22 protein-coding genes are annotated in these 21,569 nt (G+C 60.1%); 15 read left to right on the plus strand and 7 right to left on the minus strand.

What is annotated here, in order from left to right; all coding sequences use genetic code 11:
• Window positions 1-328 precede the first annotated feature (328 nt).
• Together ACOJB8_RS26620 and ACOJB8_RS26625 are read left to right on the plus strand one after the other, a co-directional pair.
• Complete coding sequence (locus tag ACOJB8_RS26620; protein WP_475015157.1) at window positions 329-1,228, plus strand: LysR family transcriptional regulator; 900 nt, start codon at window positions 329-331, stop codon at window positions 1,226-1,228.
• A gap of 166 nt (window positions 1,229-1,394) precedes the next feature.
• Window positions 1,395-1,628 carry a hypothetical protein gene (locus ACOJB8_RS26625; protein ID WP_475015159.1) on the plus strand — a complete coding sequence of 78 codons (234 nt, stop codon included), beginning with the start codon at window positions 1,395-1,397 and terminating at the stop codon, window positions 1,626-1,628.
• A 16-nt stretch (window positions 1,629-1,644) separates the two neighbouring features.
• On the opposite strand, the gene hmpA is transcribed toward ACOJB8_RS26625, so the two are convergent.
• The gene (hmpA, locus tag ACOJB8_RS26630; RefSeq protein ID WP_475015161.1) at window positions 1,645-2,847 is read right to left on the minus strand and encodes an NO-inducible flavohemoprotein; all 1,203 of its coding nucleotides are present in this window, start codon (window positions 2,845-2,847) and stop codon (window positions 1,645-1,647) included.
• Between the two features lie 745 nt (window positions 2,848-3,592).
• Here hmpA and wrbA point away from each other — a divergent pair.
• On the plus strand, window positions 3,593-4,207 hold the full coding sequence (gene wrbA / locus ACOJB8_RS26635) for an NAD(P)H:quinone oxidoreductase (RefSeq protein ID WP_475015163.1): 615 nt from the start codon (window positions 3,593-3,595) through the stop codon (window positions 4,205-4,207).
• Between the two features lie 55 nt (window positions 4,208-4,262).
• Window positions 4,263-4,658 carry a nuclear transport factor 2 family protein gene (locus ACOJB8_RS26640; protein WP_475015165.1) on the plus strand — a complete coding sequence of 132 codons (396 nt, stop codon included), beginning with the start codon at window positions 4,263-4,265 and terminating at the stop codon, window positions 4,656-4,658.
• 27 nt (window positions 4,659-4,685) lie between these two features.
• Here the strand turns inward: ACOJB8_RS26640 and ACOJB8_RS26645 are convergent, their stop codons facing one another.
• Entirely contained in the window at window positions 4,686-5,579 is an 894-nt protein-coding gene (locus ACOJB8_RS26645; RefSeq protein ID WP_475015167.1) for an FAD synthetase family protein, read from the minus strand.
• Between the two features lie 109 nt (window positions 5,580-5,688).
• Window positions 5,689-6,621 (minus strand): LysR family transcriptional regulator, encoded by a 933-nt coding sequence (locus ACOJB8_RS26650; RefSeq protein ID WP_475015169.1) that lies wholly within the window; start codon window positions 6,619-6,621, stop codon window positions 5,689-5,691.
• Between the two features lie 176 nt (window positions 6,622-6,797).
• Between ACOJB8_RS26650 and ACOJB8_RS26655 the strand changes: the two genes are divergently transcribed.
• The 11 genes from ACOJB8_RS26655 (at window position 6,798) to ACOJB8_RS26705 (ending at window position 16,237) form a co-directional block, all read left to right on the plus strand.
• Window positions 6,798-7,394 (plus strand): flavin reductase, encoded by a 597-nt coding sequence (locus ACOJB8_RS26655; protein WP_475015170.1) that lies wholly within the window; start codon window positions 6,798-6,800, stop codon window positions 7,392-7,394.
• Window positions 7,395-7,430: 36 nt separating this feature from the next.
• A complete protein-coding gene (locus ACOJB8_RS26660) occupies window positions 7,431-8,987 on the plus strand; it encodes a 4-hydroxyphenylacetate 3-hydroxylase family protein (protein WP_475015172.1) in 1,557 nt (518 codons plus the stop codon).
• Between the two features lie 76 nt (window positions 8,988-9,063).
• Window positions 9,064-9,654, plus strand: coding sequence for a malonic semialdehyde reductase (locus tag ACOJB8_RS26665; RefSeq protein WP_475015174.1), 591 nt, complete (start codon window positions 9,064-9,066; stop codon window positions 9,652-9,654).
• A gap of 124 nt (window positions 9,655-9,778) precedes the next feature.
• Window positions 9,779-10,741 (plus strand): SphA family protein, encoded by a 963-nt coding sequence (locus tag ACOJB8_RS26670; protein WP_475015175.1) that lies wholly within the window; start codon window positions 9,779-9,781, stop codon window positions 10,739-10,741.
• 90 nt (window positions 10,742-10,831) lie between these two features.
• Complete coding sequence (locus tag ACOJB8_RS26675) at window positions 10,832-11,143, plus strand: YciI family protein (protein WP_475015177.1); 312 nt, start codon at window positions 10,832-10,834, stop codon at window positions 11,141-11,143.
• A 27-nt stretch (window positions 11,144-11,170) separates the two neighbouring features.
• Window positions 11,171-12,049 carry an intradiol ring-cleavage dioxygenase gene (locus ACOJB8_RS26680; RefSeq protein WP_475015179.1) on the plus strand — a complete coding sequence of 293 codons (879 nt, stop codon included), beginning with the start codon at window positions 11,171-11,173 and terminating at the stop codon, window positions 12,047-12,049.
• 73 nt (window positions 12,050-12,122) lie between these two features.
• Window positions 12,123-12,425: a Dabb family protein gene (locus ACOJB8_RS26685; protein WP_475015182.1), complete on the plus strand. Its 303-nt coding sequence runs from the start codon at window positions 12,123-12,125 to the stop codon at window positions 12,423-12,425.
• A 98-nt stretch (window positions 12,426-12,523) separates the two neighbouring features.
• On the plus strand, window positions 12,524-13,582 hold the full coding sequence (locus ACOJB8_RS26690; protein ID WP_475015185.1) for a maleylacetate reductase: 1,059 nt from the start codon (window positions 12,524-12,526) through the stop codon (window positions 13,580-13,582).
• Between the two features lie 36 nt (window positions 13,583-13,618).
• On the plus strand, window positions 13,619-14,971 hold the full coding sequence (gene gorA, locus ACOJB8_RS26695; RefSeq protein WP_475015188.1) for a glutathione-disulfide reductase: 1,353 nt from the start codon (window positions 13,619-13,621) through the stop codon (window positions 14,969-14,971).
• 13 nt (window positions 14,972-14,984) lie between these two features.
• Complete coding sequence (locus tag ACOJB8_RS26700) at window positions 14,985-15,599, plus strand: glutathione S-transferase family protein (RefSeq protein WP_475015192.1); 615 nt, start codon at window positions 14,985-14,987, stop codon at window positions 15,597-15,599.
• Window positions 15,599-16,237, plus strand: coding sequence for a glutathione S-transferase family protein (locus ACOJB8_RS26705; RefSeq protein ID WP_475015195.1), 639 nt, complete (start codon window positions 15,599-15,601; stop codon window positions 16,235-16,237). The genes ACOJB8_RS26700 and ACOJB8_RS26705 overlap by 1 nt, the downstream gene beginning before the upstream one ends.
• Window position 16,238: 1 nt before the next feature.
• Here ACOJB8_RS26705 and ACOJB8_RS26710 read toward each other — a convergent pair whose 3' ends face one another.
• The 4 genes from ACOJB8_RS26710 to ACOJB8_RS26725 all read right to left on the minus strand — a co-directional run bounded on the left by ACOJB8_RS26710 (window position 16,239) and on the right by ACOJB8_RS26725 (window position 21,539).
• Window positions 16,239-18,551: a xanthine dehydrogenase family protein molybdopterin-binding subunit gene (locus ACOJB8_RS26710; RefSeq protein WP_475015198.1), complete on the minus strand. Its 2,313-nt coding sequence runs from the start codon at window positions 18,549-18,551 to the stop codon at window positions 16,239-16,241.
• Complete coding sequence (locus ACOJB8_RS26715; RefSeq protein WP_475015200.1) at window positions 18,544-19,026, minus strand: (2Fe-2S)-binding protein; 483 nt, start codon at window positions 19,024-19,026, stop codon at window positions 18,544-18,546. The genes ACOJB8_RS26710 and ACOJB8_RS26715 overlap by 8 nt, the downstream gene beginning before the upstream one ends.
• Window positions 19,027-19,056: 30 nt before the next feature.
• Window positions 19,057-20,397: a cytochrome c gene (locus ACOJB8_RS26720; RefSeq protein ID WP_475015202.1), complete on the minus strand. Its 1,341-nt coding sequence runs from the start codon at window positions 20,395-20,397 to the stop codon at window positions 19,057-19,059.
• A gap of 167 nt (window positions 20,398-20,564) precedes the next feature.
• The gene (locus ACOJB8_RS26725) at window positions 20,565-21,539 is read right to left on the minus strand and encodes an oxidoreductase (protein ID WP_475015204.1); all 975 of its coding nucleotides are present in this window, start codon (window positions 21,537-21,539) and stop codon (window positions 20,565-20,567) included.
• Window positions 21,540-21,569 lie beyond the last annotated feature (30 nt).

Below are 21,569 nucleotides of genomic sequence, written 5' to 3' on the forward strand. Positions count from 1 at the left end.
ACACACGACCGGCCAGAGGCAGGCGGTATGCGAACAATATCTGCCCAAGCCCGATATTCCGGTATTCCGGCCTCGGTTTTTTTGCGGCATCTGCCATTCTAGACCCCTTTACTGATTGGATAACTGATCGCATCCGCTGCGATGATCTGGCGCCATAGCGAATGCTCCGTCCGCATTGATTCGAGACACTTTGGGTAAGGCAGCGCGGCATAGAGCAGATGATTGCCGGCGCTCGACCTGCCGGCAAATTCGCGTCATCTTCGTTCATTGATGATATTCTGTCCAATATCTATCCCATCTTTCTGAAATACGTTCTGCAGATATCACGATGGAACTCCGGCACATCCGATATTTCATGGCGGTCGCCGAGGAGCGCAACGTCACGCGTGCAGCTGAGAAGTTGGGCATTGGACAGCCGCCCCTTAGTCAGCAGATTCATGCGCTCGAGAACGAACTCGGCGTCCAGCTGTTTCGTCGTACCGGCCATGGAGTGGTTCTCACGGAAGCCGGTGAGGCGTTCGTGACCGATGCGAAGCGCCTCCTGGAAAATGCCCAGCAAGCGATTAAGAACGCGCAAAGCGCTGGACGAGGCGAGGTGGGGCAACTGAATATCGGCTTTACCGGATCCGCCGCGTTCAATCCGGTAGTGGTCAGTCTGATCCGGAAGTTTCGCCAGTCATATCCCTCCGTCTCACTGACACTGGCCGAAGGCAATACGGCACAACTACTTTCATATCTGGACGATGGTCGACTCGACGTTGCGTTTGTGCGCCTTGGGAATCAATCGCCAGCCGGGGTTGCGTTCCACCACATTGCGATTGAGCCAATGAAACTCGTCTTGCCTACTACGCATCCGCTAGCAAAGAAGCGAAAAATCCCGCTCATTGCACTTGCTCACGACCCCTTCGTGCTGCTTCCTCGCGAAGCAAGTCCCACTTTGCATGACGTGATCGTTGGAGCCTGTCGGGACGCTGGCTTTGCCCCCGTTATGGGTCAGCAAGCCCCACAACTTTCGTCGGTCGTCAATCTGGTCGCGGCGGAATTCGGTGTATCGCTGGTACCCGCATCGGTCTGCCAGATCCGAGTCGAAGGTGTTGTCTATGCAGACACTCTCAGCGGAAATATTTCGATCCGACTCGCACTCGCCTCGCGCAAGGACGGCACGACAGCAAAGATCGCGAACTTCCTGGCTATTGCGCGCGAGACCTCCATGGTCGATTCCTACTGAGTGGGTTCCGGTGAGCGTGACGCGATACAGAGGGCAGCGCCTTCCGCGACTTCGAATCCGAGTGCAGTCAGGCTCTGCTTCTGTCTAGGTCGATGCGAATTGACTGAATTGGTCGACTCGACACTTTCATCGGTTGCGGATCTATTTCCTTTTTCGCAAGCATCTGTTGAATGAATTCGTGCGGCCCAACATCGCATTCAAGGCTGACACCAATCTCATGTGCGTAGATTCCGTTCGAGGCGAAAGCCGCACTGACAGCGGCAGTCAAATGAGGGGGCTTCACGGCAAATATTTCCTCCAGCGCTTCGGCGGTGCAGAACCTGCACGGCAAAAGATTATTCTCTCTGCGCCGTTGGCAACGGCTGGCCGTGCCAACGGCGGCTCGGCCGATCAGTTTTGACCGGCTGCATCGTGGCTCAATTCAGTGCTTCTGCGGGGCCGAAGAACTCGTATCTGCTTCTGTCCTCGGGTACGCCTAGTTCCCGCAGTGACTGCTTGATGAAGGCCATGAACGGTTTCGGCCCCAGGAAGTAGGCGTCGAAGTCGTCGTCTGCGGGAAGCCACCGCCGCAACTGCTCCAGGGTTGGCCGGCCGACTCCGTCGGGGACATGCTCGTCTTGGCCACGCGCTCCCTGTGCGCCAGTCTCTTCATAAACGACGTAAGATTGAAGCTTCGGAAAATGGGCGTGCCACGCTCTGAGTACGTCAGCGAAGGCGTGCACCAGCGCATTCCGCGCATAGTGGATGAAAATAACCTCCCGCTTGTTACCGTCTAAAGCTGCTTGCGCCATGGCCAGCGTTGGCGTGATGCCGACGCCTCCGCTGATGAGCACAAGTGGCTTGTCACTATCGCGGAGGGTGAACTCGCCAGCCGGCGGAAAGAGCCGCAGCACGGTTTCCTCGCGAACTTCGTCGTGAAGGAAGTTCGAAGCGACGCCGCCGGGTTCGCGCTTGACGCTGATACGGTAGCTATGTCCGTTGGGTGCAGCCGACAGGGAATAATTGCGGCGGAGGTCCTCGCCGTTGATGTTCAGTCGAAGCCCGATATACTGGCCAGGGGCGAAGTCGAGAAGGGGGCGACCATCGACCGGCTCTAGATAGAACGAGGAAATCTCCTCGCTCTCCTTGACCTTGCGGACTACGCGGAATGCCCGCTCACCGCGCCATCCGCCCGGCGCGCTGGCCAACGCATCATAAGCTTGACGCTCGGCGCCCATTAGCATATCGGCAAGCTGCTGGTAGGCCACACCCCATGCCTCAATGACTGTGTCGGTCGCGACATCTGGACCCAGGACCTCTCGAATGGCGCCCAGCAGGCTGGCGCCTACGATCGGGTAGTGTTCAGGCAGAATTTGCAGCGAAACGTGCTTACTCACAATCCGCGTTGCAAGCGGGCCAAGTGCTTCAAGGCGGTCGATGTTGCGCGCATAGGCGAGTACGGCGTTGGCAAGCGCCCGTTGCTGGGAGCCGCTCGCCTGGTGAGTCTGGTTGAACAGAGGGCGCACTTGCGGATACTCATCGAGCATGCGCTTGTAGAAATATCGTGTAAGTGCTTCGCCGCCCCTTTCTAGCAGTGGGACGGTTGCCTTGATGATGTCTCGCTGACTGTCGGTCAACATGAGAATCTCGCTCGATGCGTGGTTGATAGAGAGACGTCACGTCCAGTAGCGACGCCACGCCGTCGGGTTCATCACTGGTTTGCGCCACTCGACTCGCAGAGCCCAGCTCCACTGCACGGCGGCAGTGAAAGGGCTCTCCCAGGAACAATTCCGCTGCCTTGGGTTGGGCTAAGCGTATTCAAGGCTCGAACGCAAATCAATAAGACGATGGTATCGTCCGCTTCACGTATATGCGCCGGAATATCAGATCACTGAGTTGAGGCAGCACATCAAGGTCAGTTCGGATGAAGAAGCCAAATACGCCCTGATTGCAGAGGCGGCGGAGCCGTTTCTGCAATCCCACTAAGACGAAACAATCACATTACGCTTGCAACGTCGGGGGGAATTCGATTTTGAGCGGTTGTTTCATTGCTTTCCTGGTGAAATGGACCCGGTGTGCGAGGCAGCCAAAATGGCCGGCCGCCGCGTAGGCCGGGGGGCTTTCATTCTGGAGGTCTTTCGAATCAAAACCACCGCAGTCCGCGGAAAATGTGTTTTTCCACGAAGGCAATGATGCAAGTGACCGCATTTTTTACATTGTTAATATGCATTTTTTCCAGGCACGCTATTTGTCCGGGCTGCGTTGCCGTCTACATTTCATCCCACCGGCTACCGTCGGCGTTAACAGAGAACCTCCATGTTCAAATTCATAAAACGTCTGCTCGCGACCGGCTTCGGCCAGGCGAGTTCTGCAAAGGAGCCCGAAATGAAGGCAAAAGTTCTCGTCCTCTACTACTCGACCTATGGCCATACCGAATACCTGGCCAACGCAATCGCCGAAGGCGCACGCGGGGTAGGTGCGCAAGCCACCGTCAAGCGCGTTCCGGAATTGATGCCGCTGGAAGTCGCGCAGAAGGCTGGCGCCAAGCTGGAACAGGCCGCGCCGGTCGCCCGTCCCGAGGAACTCGCAGACTACGATGCAATCATCGTCGGCAGCCCGACACGCTTCGGCCGTGTGTCGGCGCAATTGGCCAATTTCCTTGACCAGACGGGCAGCCTTTGGGCCAACGGCAAGCTGATTGGCAAGGTGGGCGGTGCGTTCGTGTCGACGGCGAGCCAGCACGGCGGGGCAGAGACCACGCTATTCTCGATTCTGACCAGCATGATGCACCATGGCATGATCACGGTCGGCCTGCCTTATTCTTATGGCGGCCTGACTAACATGGCGGAGATCACGGGCGGTGCGCCTTACGGCGCCACCACGCTGGCCGGGGCAGATGGCAAGCGTCAACCGAGCCAGAACGAGCTGGACGGCGCGCGCTTCCAGGGGCGTCATATCGCTGAGATTGCAACCGCACTGCTGCGTGGCCGCGATCAGTAAGCCCCGCTCGGGCGCGGCTGCCTGCCGCGCCCATCACGCCATCAGGAGCATAGAAATGCAAGTATCACAGAATACAAGCGCCATTGATAAGTCGCATCAAGATATCCTGCAGCAACTCCAGGTGTATCTCAACGCTATCTATAACGGCGACGTGAAGGCTTTGGGGTCCACTTTCCATCCCGCGGCGTTACTGTTTGCGGAAGTTCGTGGTGAGATCGTGCAGAAGTCGCTCGACGCCTATCTCCTGGGCGTGGGGTCGCGAAAGAGCCCCGCCTCGCAGAACGAGCCTTATGGCATGTCTATTCTGAGCGTCGAATTAGTTGGAAAAATGGCGTCGGCCAAGGTGCGCGTGAAAATGTCGGGCAACAACTACTACGATTTCCTGTCGATGTTGAAAGTCGATAGCGCATGGCTCATCGTCAACAAGCTATATACGCACATTGAAGAGTAATCAGGTGCCCACGCGGGCTCGTGCGCGTCATGCCGCCTTGACTGGCTCGATGACGCTTGCCATACCGTTGCGCAGGGTGTCGATAAAGCGCACGACAACCGGCGTTCCCGGTGCCGGTTCCGCTCTCAACCCACGTTTACCCCCGAACGGCCGCAGGAGGCACCTGAAACCGTGCGTGCCCTCGCTTCGGCTCAAATGCACCGAGACTTGCATCGAACGGCCGTCGGCCATGCTCGCATGCGCGGCATAAGTGCCGGCAGCGGGTATGCACATGCCCGAGGGCAGCGTCAATTCGCACCCGTACTCATGTGCAGGTCCGCTAGATACCACGCATTCCAGTTCGTGAGGCCGTCCCAGTAATGCGGACGCGCGCGCCACCTGTCCCGTTTGAACCAAGCGCCGCGTTTCTGTCGATGACGAAGGTACGGCCGACGTATCTCCGTGCGGCCTGTCCATCGGGACGGCATGCACTGTGAAGCCGAGCCGCACGCCTAGCGTGCGAAGATAGTCCACAGTGCCAACCCGCCCACGTCCACATACGAAATTCTCACCCACTACAAGCGCGCGCATGCCCAACTGCTCCACGAGCGTTTCGCGCACGAAATCGTCTGCAGACTGTTCCCGCTGTTGCTGATTGAATGGCAAGACCACGCAGCGATCGACGTGACCTGTTGCCGCCAGCAATGCCAGACGCCGGCGCGGGCTCACGAGCATGGGCAGCGCCTTGTGTGGTTGCATCACAAGCCGTGGATGGGGATCGAACGTCACAACGGCGGTGGACAACGCGCATCGCGCCGCCGTTGCGCGCAGGATCTCCAATGTTCGCCGATGTCCACGATGGACGCCGTCGAACACGCCGACAGATACGACACATCCGTGCTCTTGCATGCCGCTTGGCGCAAGATCCGATCGAGCGTTCATTAGTGGCCTCCGAAGTCTGCACAGACCCATCATAGAAGGCCGACGCCGCATGCGCCATGAACGGGAGTGCATGAGCGCGATAACGGCAGGGCATAGATGCGAGCCGCGCTCACGCAGACTTGCAGAACAGGTCGCGCACAACGTTGCGAATCCATTGATTCCCTGTGTCGCGGTGCACGCGATCATGCCAGTACTGGGCGATCTCTATCTTGGGAAATGCCAGCGGGGGCTCGACGAACTGCAGGTCGAGATCCGCGCTCATTAAAAGTGCCAGAGTTCGCGGAACCGTTGCAATCGCATCCGAATGCTTGGAAATGAATGCGGCTGAGGTGAACACCGGCACGCGGCAGATGATGTTCTCGCGCGGAACGTGCTCCTCCAGCATGCGCTCGGCGCACAGATGTTCATGCCCGGTGCCGGCAGCCGATACGAGCGCATGTTTTTCGGCGAAGAAATGCTCCGGCGTTGGCGTCGGGCCGATGCGCGGATGGTCCTTGCGTGTCACGCTGGCGTACGACTCGATCCATAGCGGCAGGCGACGAATGCCGGATGAAAGCGACGGAAATGAGCCGATTGCCAGGTCGATGACGCCGGATTCCAGCCAGAGATCAAGGTGTTGCGCGTCGCACTGGATGATTTGTACGTGGACGCGCGGAGCGTGCTCGCCTAGGTAGTTCAGCAGGGGCGGCAACATCTTCACAACGCCCACATCGAGCAGATAGAGGTTGAATGTGCGCTCCGACGTTGTGGGGTCGAACGCCGCGTGCGATGAGCGCAAGCCGCGGAAGCGCTCAAGGATTGCCTTGACCGGCTCCGCGAGCTCGATGGCCTTCGGCGTTGGCTCCATACGCATGGAAACCCTGATAAACAGCGGATCACCGAAATAGAGCCGTAGGCGCGCGAGCGTCTTGCTGAGCGCGGGCTGCGTTACGTTCAGGACGTGCGCGGCCTTGGTAATGCTGTGCTCGGTCATCAAGACATCAAAGACCTGCAAGTGATAAAGATCGAGTTCGGCTTCATTTCGTTGGGGAATAGTGCTCATGCCGTTGCGTCCATAGATCAATTCATTCGATGGCCCTAATGTAGCGAAACACAAATATGCAGGCCAGCTAGGCAATACAGGAGAAAACCCTTATCAAGGGTGCGACGGCCTGCAGGAACGCCCCTAGGCGCTCGCACGCCGGTCGTGCGAAGCGAGCTTGAACAAGGAGACATTCAATGACTGATGGATCACTATCACCGCTCGTGATGGATGCGCGTGCAAGTAGTGGCGCCTCGCCTGGCCAGGTGCTGTCGGGCGCCACGGATGAACTCGTACCGTCCATTTCCGCCGAGTTGTTCCGCGAGGCGCTCGCGTCCGCCGCCACGGCCGTCACCGTGCTTGCAACCGGCGGGGCCGCTGGCGTTGCGGGGGTGACCTGCTCCGCGGTCTGCTCGGTATGCGATACACCGCCAACCATTCTCTTCTGCGTGAACCGCCGCAGCGCCGCGAACAGTGTCATCAAGGAGAACGCACTCGTTTCGGTGAACTGGTTGAATTCGCAACAGACGGAAGTTTCGCAGATGTTCGCGGGCGTTGGACAGGTTCCCATGCAAAACCGTTTCGACGACGAGCGCTGGCAGACATCGCCACTCGGTGTGCCGTATCGCACGGATTCACTCGTCACGTTTGAGTGTGAGATCGCCTCGGTCACCGAGGTCGGCACGCACACGGTGTTTCTTGCGCGCGTCCTTGGGGCGATGCGCGCCGACAGCGCAGACCCGCTCGTGTACTGCCAGCGCGCGTATGCAACGACCCGCCCCGCTCAATCCTGATCCACCGCAGTTGCTTATTTTAGGAGTGCAACACTCATGATCCGCACCGGAAAGCAATATCTTTCGACCCTGAATGACGGACGTAACGTCTGGGTAGGCAACGAGAAGATCCACAACGTAGCCACGCATCCGAAGACGCGCGACTACGCACAGCGCCATGCGGATTTCTACGATCTCCACCATCGTGAAGATCTGAAGGACGTCATGACGTTCGTGGATGACGATGGTGAGCGCCGCTCGATGCAGTGGTTTAGCCACCGCGACAAGGAGGGCCTGCGCCGCAAACGCAGATATCACGAGACGGTGATGCGTGAGATGGCCGGCGCGTCGTTCCCGCGCACGCCGGATGTGAACAACTATGTGTTGATGACCTATACCGACGACCCGACGCCATGGGAAGAAAAGGCTATCGGTGCCGAAGGCAAGGGGCTGGCGAATAACATCGTCGAATTCGTCAAGCACGCCAAGGAAAATGATCTGAATTGCGCGCCCCAGTTCGTCGATCCGCAGATGGATCGCTCGAGCCCGGACGCGCAAGAGCGCTCACCTGGCCTGCGCGTAGTCAAGAAAGACGAGCACGGCATCGTCGTCGATGGTGTGAAAGCGATCGGCACAGGCGTGGCCTTCGCTGATTGGATTCACATTGGCGTGTTCTACCGCCCTGGCATTCCCGGCGAGCAGGTAATCTTCGCGGTGACGCCGGTGAATACGAAGGGCGTCACGATCGTTTGCCGCGAGAGCGTCGTGAAGGAGGATGAGACCGAGCATCCGCTCGCCTCACAAGGCGACGAACTCGACGGCATGACCGTTTTCGACAACGTCTTCATCCCGTGGAGCCAGGTGTTCCACATCGGCAACCCCGAGCATGCCAAGCTATACCCGCAGCGCGTGTTCGACTGGCTGCACTATCACGCGCTGATTCGCCAGGCGGTACGGGCCGAACTGATGGCTGGCCTTGGCGTGCTGATCACCGAGCACATCGGGACCAACAAGATACCGGCGGTGCAAACGCGTCTGGCCAAGCTTATCGGCTTTCACCAGGCGGTGCTGGCACACATGGTGGCGAGCGAGGAACTCGGCTTTCATACGCCAGGCGGCCACTACAAGCCGAACATTCTGATCTATGACTTCGGTCGGGCGTATTACCTCGAGAACTTCTCGGCAATGATCTACGAACTCGTCGATCTTTGCGGCCGCAGCGCGCTGATCTTCCCCTCCGAAAACCAGTGGAATGATGAAAAGCTGGGTCCGTGGCTCAAGCGCATGAATAACGGCCCGGTGGGCATCCCGTACGATCGTATCAAGATTGGCCGTGTCGTGCGCGATTTGTTCCTGTCGGACTGGGGCAGCCGCCTCTTCATGTTCGAGAATTTCAACGGCACCCCGTTGCAGGCGATTCGTGCACTGACGATGCAACGCGCGGAGTTTTCGGGCTCGGGGCCTTACGGCAAGCTGGCTTCGAAGGTCTGCGGAATCGATCATCGAACGGATTCGAGCACCGAGTACACCACCTCGGCGGCGGACTACGCACTGGCGCAAGATTCGGCGCGCAGTCAGGAACAACTGGCCACGCATAGCGCGCTTACGCTCTAGTCCAGCCGGGTCTGGACGCCGTATGATGTCCAGACCGTTCACTTCACTATTCGTTTTAAGAAGGAGTGCAAATAAAATGTCGAAAGCGGAGATTGCAGACATTATCTTCGAAGGGGCGCGCAGCCAGAACGGCTGGCTCGACAAGCCGGTCAGTGATGCTCAGTTGCGCGATCTTTACGAGCTTCTGAAGTTGGGGCCGACGTCGGTCAATTGCTCGCCGGCACGTTTCGTGTTCCTTCGCACGGACGAGGCACGCGAAAAATTGAAGCCGACGCTGGCGCCGGGCAACGTCGAAAAGACCCTGAGCGCACCCGTCGTCGCGATCGTCGGCTACGACACGCGCTTCTATGAGCACCTGCCGAAACTCTTTCCGCACAATCCTGCGGTCAAGGCGTGGTTCGATGGCGACGGGAAGCAGGAATTCGCGAAGTTGACGGCGTTTCGCAACGGCACGATGCAGGGCGCGTACCTCATTGCCGCCGCGCGCGCTATCGGACTCGACTGCGGTCCGATGTCCGGGTTCGACAACGCAGCGGTGGATTCGCTCTTTTTCGCGGGTACGTCCGTGAAGTCGAACTTCCTTTGCGGTCTTGGGTACGGCGACTCAGCGAAGGTGTTTCCGCGTTTGCCCCGTCTTGCATTCGATGAGGCCTGTTCGCTGGCATAGGCGGTTCGCCGGCGGGCGCGGATGTTGGACCCGCCGGCGCCACATGTTCAAGGCATGCAGCGCCTTAACAGGCGCTGATCGAGTTGGTCGCAATGCATCGCAATTCCGAAGGAAAAGGAGAGCCATGTTGCGTTCCAGGCGCCGTAGAGGCGGTGTTGCACCGAGAAGCCGCCTGCTTGTTGCAGGTGCATTTGTTCAGGTCGCGCTGCTAGCCAAAGGTGCATGGGCCACCGAAAACGGCGGCACGCAGTACGCGGTAGGGGTGAATACGATCCTCGCTGGGCTGCAACCGCCGCCAGGCAACTATGGCTATTTGTATGTGACCGGCTACGAGTCGACTTCGCTGAAGGATAACGCAGGCAATGATGTCAGAAGCGTTTCGAACTTTTCGTTTCACGCGCAGGGCGTCGCGATACGGCTCGCGCATGTGTGGGACGTGCATGTGCTTGGGGCGACGATCGAGTCGCGCACGAACATTCCGTTCGCCAACATCGATGCGCACTACGACGTGATGACGCCGCATGGCGAAGTGAGCAAGAGGGGGGAGGCGACTGGCTTCGCAGATCTTTCGGTGGCTCCCGCGTTGTTCGGTTGGCATTTCGGCAACATCCATCAGGTGGTCGGAGTGGAGTTTTTTGTGCCGACGGGAAGCTATGACAAGAATCGCCTGGTGAATCCCGGTCGGCATTACTACTCAATCGAGCCGACGTGGGCCGTGACGTGGTTTCCGATTCCAGACGTCGAAGTGAGTACACGTGCGTTGTACCTGTTCAATATGACGAACAACGCAACCAACTATCGCTCGGGTCAGGAGCTGATTTTTGACTACAACCTGGGAATACGCTTCAGGCGGGGTTGGCAGGTCGGCGCAAACGGTTACTACTACCGGCAGACCACCGACGATGTGCAGAACGGGGCCGTGGTGAACGGTAATGGCAATCGAGGACAGGTATTCGCCATCGGTCCGTTCATCGGCTATGCGTGGAAGGGCTTTGCCGTCCAGGTCAAGTACCAGCGCGAAATGCTGGTGCGCAATCGCCCGGAGGGCAACCGCTTCTGGCTGCAGGTCTTTATGCCGTTTCAGTGAAGGTTCGGATGCAGGTTTGAATGCAAGGCGAAGCCGGGAACCCGCCCCGGTGTTTCGCATCCCGAAGCGGGTCATGCACAAGGAGAGGTTATGTTGTTTCTTATCTATCGCAAAGATAAGCCTGGTCATCTGCAGGTCAGGCTCGATAACCATCACAAGCACCTTGAGTATCTGGCGCCCTACGGCAGCAGGATCGTGATTGGCGGCCCAACGCTCGGCTTCAATTCGGCCGCACGCGAAGAGCAGATGACTGGCAGCTTTCTGATTCTGGACGTGGAGAGTTGGGAGGCTGCGGAAGATTTCGTGAAGAACGATCCGTTTACGCGAGCCGGGCTTTTCTCGACCACGATCATCGAAAGATGGAAGCACGGAAAGCACACGGAGAGCGCGCCTCACGCGTGAAACGAACAGGTTACAGGAGTATTGGAAATGATGAATCTTGACGAGCACACCATTACCGCGGAAGTGCTGAGGCGGATCGAGCATACGCCCGACCAGCGCCTCAAGCAGATCATGACGTCGCTGATCGAGCACCTGCATGCGTTCGCGCGCGAAGTCCATCTTACAGAAGCGGAGTGGATGGAGGGTATCCAGTTCCTCACACGCACGGGCCAGATCAGCAACGCCGTGCGCCAGGAAATGATCCTGCTTTCGGACACGCTCGGACTCTCCCAGCTCGTCGTCGCACAAAACCATAGCCGCCCGAAAGGGGCCACGGAGCAGACGGTCTTCGGTCCGTTTCACGTAGAGGATGCGCCCAACCTGGAGTCGCACGGCAGCGATATTGGCGGCGCGCTGTTGGGGGCGCCACTCTGGGTTACGGCCAACGTGACCGACATGAACGGACGTGCCGTATCCGGCGCCGTCGTGGACGTGTGGCAGGCCGACAGCGATGGGTACTACGATGTGCAGGACGCGCAGTGGAGCATCGACGAAGCCAGCCTGCGCGCGGTGTTCAAAACCGACACCGACGGTCGCTTGAGCTTCCGCTCGATCATGCCCAGCAGCTACCCCATTCCGATGGACGGTCCGGTCGGGCAGATGATGAACGCGACCCTTCGCGACCCCACGCGGCCCGCCCACATTCATTTCATGATCCGCAAGGAAGGTTTCGACACGCTTGTCACGCATGTGTTTGCCAACGGCGACAAGTATCTCGATTCGGACTCCGTTTTTGGCGTACGTGCCTCCTGCATTGGCGATTATGTTCGCCACGAAGCGGGCCTTCTGCCCGACGGTACCCGCAGCGACGCGCCGTTTTACACGCTGGATTATACATTCACGTTGCACGGCGCGGCCAACGCCTGAAATGCCTCATGAGGGGGCTTGGCCGTGGACAGACCAGGTGCTCTGTGAGATTCAAAATGAGGGGCATAGCTAAATGATCAAGCATATCGTCATGTGGAAACTGGCAGGAAACACCCGCGAGGAGAAAGAAGCCTCGATCCGCAAGGTGAAATCCGCCTTTGACGGCGTAGTGGGTGTCATTCCCGGACTCCTGAGCGTCGAGATCGGTGTCGATATCAGTGGCACCGATTACGCCTGCGACGTCGTTCTGTACTCCGAATTCGAGTCGAAAGAGGCGCTGGAGAATTATGCGGTGCATCCAGAGCATCTGAAGATCAAGGAACGTCTGCTGAATGTGCGCGTGGCCCGATATCAGGTGGACTACGCCGTTCAATGATTGCGGCGTTCAATTAATGGCGTGATTGTTGAGCATTGAGCGTATTGAACGGTGCGCAATTCATGTCATCTTGAATCAACGGGATAGAGGAGAGCGGGTTGAACCGGTTCATATTTGAAGCACGGATTCCGCGCGTCATATTCGGGCTCGATTCATTGCGCAATGTCGGGGCGGAGGTGGAGGCGCTTGGCTGTGCCAAGGCGCTCGTGCTATCCACGCCGCCCCAAAGAAAGGAAGGCGAGCGGGTCATGCAACTGCTCGATCGCCGCGCCGTCGGCCTTTATGCGCAAGCAGAGATGCACGTGCCGGTCGAACTCGCCCGCGCCGCGCGTACGTTGGCAGCGGAGCTGGACGCCGACTGCCTGGTGGCGATCGGCGGCGGCTCGACTATCGGACTTGCGAAGGCCATTGCGCTGGAGACCAGCCTGCCGATCGTTGCCATACCGACCACCTATGCCGGGAGCGAAATGACGCCCATCTACGGCATGACGGAAGGCGACGTGAAGAAAACCGGGCGGGACGCGAGAGTGATTCCCCGCACGGTGATCTACGACGCCAGGCTGACCGCGTCGTTGCCACCGGGGTTGACCGCATCGAGCTGCATGAATGCAATCGCCCACGGGGCAGAAAGCATTTACGCCCACGATGCCAATCCGGTAATTACGCTGATGGCGGAAGAGGGCATTCGCGCCTCGCGCGAAGCACTGGAGCGGCTGGCCGAAAATCCGCACGACCTGGGGTTGCGCAGCAAGGCCCAGTATGGAAGCTGGCTGTGCGGTATTGCGCTTGGCAATGCATCCATGGGGCTGCATCACAAGCTCTGCCATGTGCTTGGCGGCATGTTCAATCTGCCTCATTCCGAGTTGCACGCGGTCGTGCTGCCGTATTCCCTCGCCTACAACCTTGATGCGGCGCCGGAGGCGATGCGGCGCATTGCGGGGGCGCTGGCGATGGATCATGTTCCGTCTGGCCTGTTCGATCTCCTCAAGCGCACGGGTCAACCGCATTCGCTCAAGGCGATCGGTATGCCGGAAGAGGGAATAGGGCGCGCGGTTGAAATGGTCACGGCAAGCCCGTACCCAAATCCGCGTCCATTCGAACAAGACGCGCTGCTTCGCTTGCTGACGCTGGCCTGGAATGGCGAACGTCCCGTCTGAGGTGTTCCGGTGAAACCGGACTAACGAGTCGTGGAAATGATGGAAGCATTCGATTTCGATCTGTTTGTAATAGGCGCCGGCTCTGGCGGGGTGCGCGCGGCGCGAATCGCGGCCGGCCACGGTGCGCGCGTGGCCATTGCCGAGGAGAGCCGCTTCGGCGGGACCTGCGTCATCCGGGGATGCGTACCGAAGAAGCTGCTGATGTACACGTCGCAGATCGGGCGCAATCTCGCGGAAGCGCGAGCATTTGGCTGGCGGGTGGACGCTTCGCCCCACGAATGGCACACGATGATGACGGCCAAGGACACCGAAATCGATCGCCTGGAGGGCGTCTACGAGCGGCTGCTGAACAACGCCGGCGTGACGCGGTTGCGAGCGCGGGCCACCATCGCCGGGCCGCATCTGGTCGATGCGGGGGGCGAGCGGATCAGCGCCAAAGTGATCCTGATCGCGACGGGTGCGAAGGCAGTCAAACCGGACGTTCCCGGTGCCGAACTCATGATCACGTCCGACGATGTCTTCCAGCTGGAGGCGATGCCGCGCCGGATCGCCATCATTGGCGCCGGCTATATCGCCTGCGAGTTCGCGGGGATCTTTCATGGCCTCGGGAGCCGCGTCACCCTGCTGTGCAGAGGGGAACAGGTGCTGCGCGGCTTCGACGAGGAACTGCGGGAGCACCTGGGGCGCGAGTTCGCCACCAGTGGCGTGGACGTGAAGCTCAGCACCGACGTGGTGTCGGTCGTGCGCCAGAACGATGCGCTCAACGTGACGCTTGGCGATGGGAGCGTGATCGAGGTGGACGCCGTGCTCGCAGCTACGGGGCGGCGGCCGAATACGAAGCATCTGGGGCTGGATTCGGCGCAGATCGAGGTGACGGGCAGTGGCGCCGTGAAGGTCGATCCGTTCTCGGAGACGACGTGCTCAGGCGTATATGCCGTGGGCGACGTGACCGACCGCCTCAACCTCACCCCGGTTGCGATCCATGAAGGCCATGCCTTCGCCGACACCGTATTCGGCGACACCCCCCGCACGACTTCATACGACTTCGTTCCCTTTGCCGTATTCAGCCAGCCCCAGGCGGCCTCTGTCGGCATGACCGAAAAGGAAGCGCGCGAGCGGGTCGGCGCGGTGCGAATCTATGCGACGCGGTTCAAGCCGATGCGCAGCGCGATGTCGCGAAGCGACGAGTCCGCGCTGGTGAAGCTGGTCGTCGATGATGCAACCGACAGGGTTCTGGGCGCTCACATCGTTTCGGCGGACGCAGCAGAAATTATTCAGGGTCTTGCGATCGCGATGAACGCGGGCGCGACGAAGCGGGACTTCGACAGGACGATAGGCGTACATCCAACGCTGGCGGAAGAGTTCGTCACGTTACGCACGCCGCGATAGAGGAGTCACTGAGATGATCACACTGTATGGATGGGGCACGCCCAACGGGCGAAAGATATCGATCGCGCTGGAGGAGCTGGCGCTGCCTTACCGCATTGAAAAGATCGATATCATGAATGGCCAACAATTTTCAAAGGAATTTCTGGCGATTAACCCGAACAATAAAATTCCGGCGATTGTCGACGACGACGGGCCTAACGGAAAGCCCATCACCCTGTTCGAATCGGGGGCGATCCTCGTGTATCTGGCGACCAGGACGGGGCGCTTGATGCCTCCCGCGGGCGAGGGGTACTTTCGCACGCTCCAGTGGCTAATGTTCCAGATGGGCGGGGTGGGACCGATGCTGGGGCAGATGCATCATTTCAAACGCTACGCCAGGGACCAGACCTACAGCCTTGAGCGGTACACGAAAGAGACCCACCGGATCTACAAGGTCCTCGACACGCAGCTTCGCGAGAACCTGTTCATCGCGGGCGACGAATACGGCATGGCAGACATCGCGACCTACCCCTGGATTGCCCGCTTCGAGTTGCACGATCTCGACTGGTCAGCCGTGCCAAACGTCAAGCGGTGGTACGACACGGTGGGAGCAAGAAGCGCGGTCAGACGCGGCATGGAGATTCTGTGATGAAACTGGATTGGCCGATCACGGTCCTGGGGCGCAATACGTCCTCGAACGTGCAAAAGGTGATGTGGTTGCTGGCTGAAACCGGTTGTACCTGTGCGCGGGTGGATGTCGGCGGAAAGCATGGCGGCAACCGCGACGAACCTTATCTGAAGAAGAATCCGAACGGCGTCGTGCCGACGGTCATGCACGGCGAGAATGTCATCTGGGAATCCAATACGATCCTCAGGTATTTCGGCAACATTCTCGAACTATCGAACCTGTATCCGTTGGACGCTGTGGCGCGCGCCGAGGTCGAGCGCTGGATGGACTGGCAGCTCTCCACATTTGGACCGGCGAACGTGCTGTTGTACCAGAGCATCGTCCGCACGCCGGTTGCGGAGCGCAAGCAGGAAGTGATCGAACAGCACCGCGCACGCAACGCCACGCTGCTCGCGATACTCGAAGCGACGTTGGCCGGCAATGCGTTCATTGCGGGCGATACATTCACGCTCGCAGATATCTCGATCGGGCCGCTGGTGCATCGCTGGTTCAATCTTCCTGTGGAGCGGCCGGAGTATCCGCGTCTGAGGGCATGGTACAGCTCGATGTGCGAACGGCGCCCGTTCTTCGATAATGTTGTGAAGATCGAATTTGCGTAGTTCATGCTTTGGTCGAATCGTTTGCAAGCACCATTGCAGGCGTGATGGGAATGTGGCGCACGCGCACGCCCACTGCGGCAAAAATGGCATTGCCGATGGCGGGGCCGACCACGGTCACGCCGGGCTCGCCTAGTCCGACAGGCACCTCGACACTTTCCACGAAGCTGATGTCCACGTCCGGAACATTGTGGATGCGCAACGGCGTATAGGTGTCGAGATTGGTGTCCTGCACCTGGCCGTTCACGAACGCCGTGCCTTCGTGCAGCGCCAGACTGAGCCCCCAGAGCGTAGCGCCTTCGACCTGTGCACGTGCACCATCGGGGTCGACGATGGTCCCGGCGTCCACCACGATCGTCAGTTTTTCCACCGTGACCTCGCCGCTCTTGCGATCCACCCGCACGCGTGCCACGCATGCCAGCCACGTTGGCATCTCACGCTCCTGGCCGAAGCTCGTGGCAAGGCCGAGGCCGGTATTCGCTGGCACCGGCTTTCCCCAACCAGCACGCTCGGCGCAGCGGCGCACAACTTCCGCCTGCCGGCGCGCACCGCCGTTCGAATTCGGTGCCTGGCCTGCGTTGCGGCCTTCCCCCGTGAGCAACTTCAGGCGGAATTCAACCGGGTCGCTTCCCGAGTGATGGGCCGCTTCGTCCATGAAGCTTTCGACTGCCCAATTTGTCCACCCAGGTCCCACGGAGCGCAGCCAGCCGGGCCGAAACGTGTTGTTGGCGAGGTCGTTGGAAATCGCGCGCACCTTCTGTGCGCCAACCTCATACCAGTGATCCGCGCCCGAGATCGCAAATTGATCGTATGGTGTGTCCTTCACCTTCATCATGAACTCGCCCGCCACGATCTGGGTGGGCCAGCCGGCGGCGGCGGCGTGCTCCATCGCTAGCACGCGGCCATCGTCGCCGAACGCCATGCGCAGTGTTTGCACCGAGGGCGAGCGAACGGAGTCGAAGCGTGCGTCGTCGGAGCGCGTCAGCACCATTTTCACGGGCTGGCCAAGCGCTTTCGCAGCGAGCGCGGCAGGTACGGCGTAATCACCGTTCAGGCGTCGCCCGAAGCCACCGCCGATGCGATAGGTGCGCATAACGATGCTCGTCTGCGGGCGGCCGAGGGCCTTGGCGAGCGTCGGCATTATCAGGCCCTGCCACTGGTTGCCGGTGTGAATTTCAAAGACGCCGTCTTTTTCGAAGGCGAGCGCGTTTACCGGCTCGAGCTGGAAGTGCAGGGCGGTTGCGGTCGTATAGGTCTGCTCCAGCGTTGAGCTTGCCGTCTGGAACGCGGGCTCCGTATGGGTGTCGCCCGTGTCCAGCACCACGCCACTGGGCGTGCGTGCAATGAGCTCGACGGCATGGGCCTGAATATCCTTTTCGGACACGTTCGTAGTTGGGCCCGGTGTCCAGTCCACAGTAACGAGATCGGCCGCGCGGATTGCAGCTGGGTAGCTGGAAGCGATCACCATCACCCAGCCCTGCACGGTGCCGGACGGATCGTTGAGCGCAATGCTCTTGATATAGCCTTTCACGTTGCGCGCGCGGCTGTCGTCGACGGCGTTCACCTTCGAGCCGTTGCGCGTCGGGGGAATCTTCGGCCTCGCGTAGACCATGCCCGCGACTTTCGCGTCGATCCCATAGCGCGCCGTGCCGTTGATCTTCTCGGGAACGTCCAGCGCAGCCACCTGCCGGCCGACCAGGCGCCGCTCGGACGCGGGTTTGATCGGCATTTTTTCCTGCTCTTCTGGCGTATATCGTCGGCTCAGATTGCCGCTATTGACGATATCTCCGTAGGATATCGAACGATTTCCCGCCACCACTGCGCCGGAGCGAGCGACGCACACGGCCGGGCTTACGCCAAGGAGTCTTGCGCCTTCTTCCACCAGCGTGATGCGGCCCGCCGCGCCCGCATGGCTGAAAACCGGCCAGGTTTGCCAAACCGACCAGCTTCCACCCGTGACCATGAACCCCCACTTGGAATCGGTGTCGACGTGATCGATACGGACGTTGTTCCAGTCGACCTCCAGCTCGTCTGCGAGTATGCGCGCCAGCGCAGTGCCGACGTGCTGGCCCATCTCCGCGCGTATGATGTTGACCGTGACGATTCCGTTGCCATCCATCGAGAACCATAAGGTCGGCTCGAATCGCGCGTCCGTGGCCGCACGCGCCTGCGTGCCGGGTACGGACGTAGCAGGGCGGGAGACGGCAGCAATGGCGCCGGAGAATCCGAACACGGCGCTCGCACCCAGCATCGAGACCAGGAAGTCGCGGCGAGTGAACGCTTGAGCATTGGGCGCCGAAGATCGCAATCTAGTCATGTTTCTCGTTGCTCCCTGATGGTGCTGAGGCTGCCGCGGCCTCTTTGATTGCCGCGCGAATGCGTATGTAGGTCATGCATCTGCAAAGATTGCCGGCCATGACAGCGTCGATGTCCTGATCGGAGGGAGACGGGAAGTCGTTGAGCAGGGCTGCGGCCTGCATGATCTGGCCGGACTGGCAATAGCCGCATTGGGGGACCTGCAGCGCCTGCCAGGCTTTTTGCACCGGATGCTCGCCCTTGGGATCGAGTCCCTCGATCGTCGTGACCTGGGCGCCGTCGACCGCGCTGACCGGCGTGATGCAGGATCGCGTTGCTCGTCCTCCAACATGGACCGTGCACGCGCCGCACATGCCGATTCCGCAGCCGAATTTTGTGCCGGTGAGCCCGATATCGTCGCGAATCACCCAGAGGAGCGGCGTGTCTTCCTCGAGATCGAGCGCGACGGGACGGCCGTTGATTATGAAACGGATCATGGTTGCACTGCTCCAGACATACGCATGAAATCAGTCTTGCCGCTCCTCTTGCCTTTGGCCCTGCGCGCGTATTTCGGCAACCTTCTTTTCGAGGTCTGTCCAGGGACGGAGGGAGGTGCGCGTCGCACGGAGCCAGGCCGCGATGCCTGCGACCTCGGCATCGCTAAAGGAGTCGGAGAATTCAGGCATCACAATGCCGGGTGCGCCTTTGCGCGCGGTGATGCCGTGCAGGATCACCTGGATCAGATTGGTTGGGTCGGGCAAGCTCACTGCGCTGTTGAGTCCGAGATCCGGACGAAGCGGATTGGGTCCATCTCCGCCGTTGTAATGGCAGGGCGCGCAAGCGACCTGATAGAGCCGGGCCGCGGGATCGCTGCCGTGCTGTGTGAAATCCGTTCGGTTTGCTACAAGTGCGCGGTCTATCGCGGTTTGAGCCTGGGTATTGCGCGTGGCCGCATCGTCGATATCGGCAAAATAGACAGCCAGCGACCGGACGTCGGACTCGGGCAGCCTCGCCAGCCCCGCATGGACCACGGGCGACATCGGGCCGGCGGCCGTGCCGTGGAAGCGGCTTACGCCGGCGCGCAGATAATTGAAGAGCTCGTCTTCGCTCCACGGTACGGGTGAAGGGTTCGCCTGCGTAAGCGGCGGCGCCACCCAGTTGTCGATCTGGGCGCCGGCGTAGCGTTTGCCGGGCATCTCGGCGCCCAGGGAATTGCGCGGCGTGTGACAGGCTCCACAATGGCTGATCCCTTCGGCGAGATATGCGCCACGATTCCATTGCGCTGTGTGTGCCGGCTGGGACTCGAACCTGCCGGCGCGGAAGAACAGCAGTTTCCATCCCGCCTGCAATGCGCGAATGTTCAGCGGGAATGGCAGGGTATTGTCGCGCGCCGGCGCCTTGACCGGCGCAAGCGTCATGAAGTACGCGTAGAGGGCGGAAATGTCTTTGTCCGACACCTTGGTAAAGTGATCGTACGGAAAGGCTGGGTAGAGATGCGAACCGTCACGCGCTATCCCTTCATGCATGGCTCGCCGAAACGCTTCCTCGGACCAGGTCCCAATTCCCGTCGCGGGATCGGGCGTGATGTTCTTTGAGTAAATAGTGCCGAATGCCGTGCGTATCGCGTAGCCGCCTGCATAAGGCGCGCCGCCCTTGCTGGTGTGGCAGCTCGCGCAGTAGCCCGCCGCGGCCAATGTTGCACCGCGCTCGACGACTTGCGGAGCGAACGTGGATGCCGAGCGGGGCGTAACCGGCGCGATGGCCGGTCTCGATCCCAATGCCACAGTGCCAGCAATCCAGATGATAAGGATTGCTATAAATACTGTGAGCATGCGCTTGAGCATGATGTTGGTTCGCACAATCCACATTTAATCGACCGCGACCTGGAAAACGGATTCGATGAGTGGAAAGTATAGAACCGCGCTCACACAAACCAGGTCAGTCGATCAGGACAAAACTCATTTGACGTGCGCGCAAGTGATGGTTCGCTGCGCCTCGATGGGCCGCAAAGACGCAGTGCGACTTTGCGACCCTCTCAATCGATGCGCAGGCCGGTCATTTGCTCGCTGAGCTGCCAAAGACGCCCTGCGGCAACGGGGTCCATCGCGCGCGGCCGTACGCCGTGCAGTTCCGTCGATTCATTGGAGGGCAGCGCGGGAGCGATCTCGCAGTCGGCGCAGTAAACGCCACCCATGCCGTCGAGCGCCTCGCTCGTCGCGCACCAAACGGTCGTGGCGGCGCCTTGCTGCGGGGTCTTTTTGTTGTTCTGCGGATCGATGATCGGCCTGCCTTGCATGTCGATGATCTCGCTCGCATCGATCTGGGCTTGAGACATATGCCGGATGAGCGGCGTCGCGATACCTCCCGGATGCACGGAGAAGGCACGCACGCCATCGAGTTGCCCGATCGTGTCCAGTGCGACCGCGAAAAGTGCATTCGCGGTTTTGGATTGTCCGTAGGCCACCCACGGGTCGTACTCGCGCGCCGTGAAGTGGGGATCGTGAAAGTCGATTCCGGCGCGGCGGTGGCCATAGGAGCTGAGGGCAATGACGCGCGCCTTCTTCGCTCTGCGCAAGGCGGGCCAAAGCCGGCATGTTAGCTGAAAATGACCAAGATGGTTGGCGGAGAATTGCGATTCGTAACCACGCGCGTCGCGCGAGAGCGGGGGCGCCATGACACCTGCATTGTTGATCAGAATGTCGAGCGAGTCGGTCGCCGCGAGAACGCGTGCTGCAAATCGGTCGATCGACACCGGGTCAAGGAGATCCATCTCTTCCAGAATCACCCCGGGCATGTCCTGGAGCGCCGTGCGAGCCCTGGTGATGTCGCGAGTCGGCACGATGACTGCTGCGCCTGCCGAGCGAAAAGCACGCACCGTTTCGATGCCGATGCCGGAATATCCACCCGTGACGACGATGTGCCTGCCGCTCAAGTCGATGTCCGCGATGACTTCTGCTGCCGTGGAGGCCGGGCTGAACCCGGATCCGATGGGGGCCTGCAAGGTGGCCATGTTGTCACTCCGTTCGTTTGGAAGAGGCAC

It is taken from the genome of Paraburkholderia sp. BR10141 (assembly GCF_056155635.1).